The organism is Pseudoalteromonas luteoviolacea DSM 6061 (assembly GCF_001625655.1).
Classification (GTDB): Bacteria; Pseudomonadota; Gammaproteobacteria; order Enterobacterales; family Alteromonadaceae; genus Pseudoalteromonas; species Pseudoalteromonas luteoviolacea.
Genome location: NZ_AUYB01000047.1, coordinates 1 through 1624, shown reverse-complemented (window position 1 = coordinate 1624; position 1624 = coordinate 1). Strand labels below are relative to the sequence as shown.

Here is a 1624-nt window from a genome sequence, read left to right as displayed (position 1 = left end):
TCCTATCGAGCGATATTTACAATTGTTTATAGCACTCCACATGGACCAGAAAGTCGATAGATACGACCACACAGGTCAAATAGGCGTGACCAAAAAATCGGCGAAACGCGACCAAACATGAAAAAGCCCCAGCAAGTGTGCTGGGGCTTTGGAGTGGATTTTTTTATACTTTTTTCCGGATTTTAGACAATCCAGCAAAAAAACTAATTAAGCCAAAAAAAATCAGTAAAAAAGCATTTTGCTTTTCTCTTTTCTCTTTCTCATTAAGTGCAATTATTTCCTCACTACCTTTTCTTATCGAATATAAAAGGTCATTTTTAGTCAAAACTGAATAACCTTGTCCAACAATTAAGTTTTGATTAAAGTAATCACAAGACATGGCTCTAATATAGTAAGAATTATTATCATCGAAAGTAATCATCACTTCCTTGCCTTTAGTCGAGCTTTTTTGTTCACTATTACATTCAAAACTGGTTAAGTTCCCTTCATGCAACTGATAATTAGAGAAATACTCTCTATATAGCATTATACAACCAAAAATCACGACTATAGCACCAGCAAGTATAGCTGCGTAATTTTTAAAAAAAACAATATACATTATTTATCCTTCCCGAACAGAGTTTCCCAATTATTGGTAATTTCATTTGTATATACAATCGTATCAAGCGTTTGTTGGCCTAGTGGCACTGAGTAGGAGGCTTTAGATACACCTATTAGGCTTTTCCCCATGCCAATTGTACTATCAGCCAAACCTTTAGCACCAAGTACAACATCTAAAGTCGCATTGATTGTATTTGCTGTTGGTGCATCTAGTCCGCCTTTCTGTAGTATCCCAGAAATTACAGGAGTAACATCTTGGTCTGGAGCAGCATTCACTGCGTTCATTCCATCAATGATAGAAGGTGCTGCCATAGCACAGGCACCTACAGCCATTGCGGCTGCACATGCCATGACACCGGCCGTAGCCTTAACTGCACCAACTACCTTCTCTTCCGTATCTAACTTTATGTGATTATACTCACCTTTTTCAGAGCGAGAAATGGAACGGCGTAACTCTCCAAGATCATTGAGAATTCTCGAAAAAGCTGCGGTTGTAGCACCATTGCTGAATTTCCCTCCGCTCACCTGAGAAACTGTACCTCCTATAACAGCTGCTGAAATAGCATTCTTGACTCTGCTTGCAGTTGTTGCACCATCTCCAAATGCTTGATCCATTACTCCCCCTTGAGATAAACCCTGCATTATACCCGCACTTAAGAAACCATGACCAAATTTGCCACCACTCATTATATTACTCACGCCTCCGGTAACCCCATGTGCTAAAACTTTTCCTAAATTGAATCCATTTACTTTCCACTTATGTAGAGAGCCAAATGCAGCACCTGAGATAGCTCCTGTTAGTGCACCTTTTAATGTTCCTGTAGTTACGGCTCCAGAAACAAACCCAGTAACAGCACCCTGTGTAATTGTTCCAGTTACTCCCCAACTGCTTAATAATCCCTCTGAACCAGGTAAATATACAGCTATTGCAATCGCCGCTATCGTCCGCCAGTTTTTCTTCAAGAACTTCCCAAGCTTCTTAAACAAATACCCACTCGGATCTGTATAACTCAGCGGATTATTC

The 1624-nt window shown here is 39.9% G+C and carries 2 protein-coding genes; both read right to left on the bottom strand.

Features of this window, described 5'->3' with window-relative positions:
- Nucleotides 1–163: 163 nt before the first annotated feature.
- On the bottom strand, nucleotides 164–598 hold the full coding sequence (locus tag N475_RS02600) for a hypothetical protein (protein ID WP_063364636.1): 435 nt from the start codon (nucleotides 596–598) through the stop codon (nucleotides 164–166).
- The coding region (locus N475_RS25705) for a hypothetical protein (protein ID WP_211270592.1) at nucleotides 598–1624 on the bottom strand (1027 nt) is incomplete at its 5' end. The genes N475_RS02600 and N475_RS25705, both read right to left, overlap by 1 nt.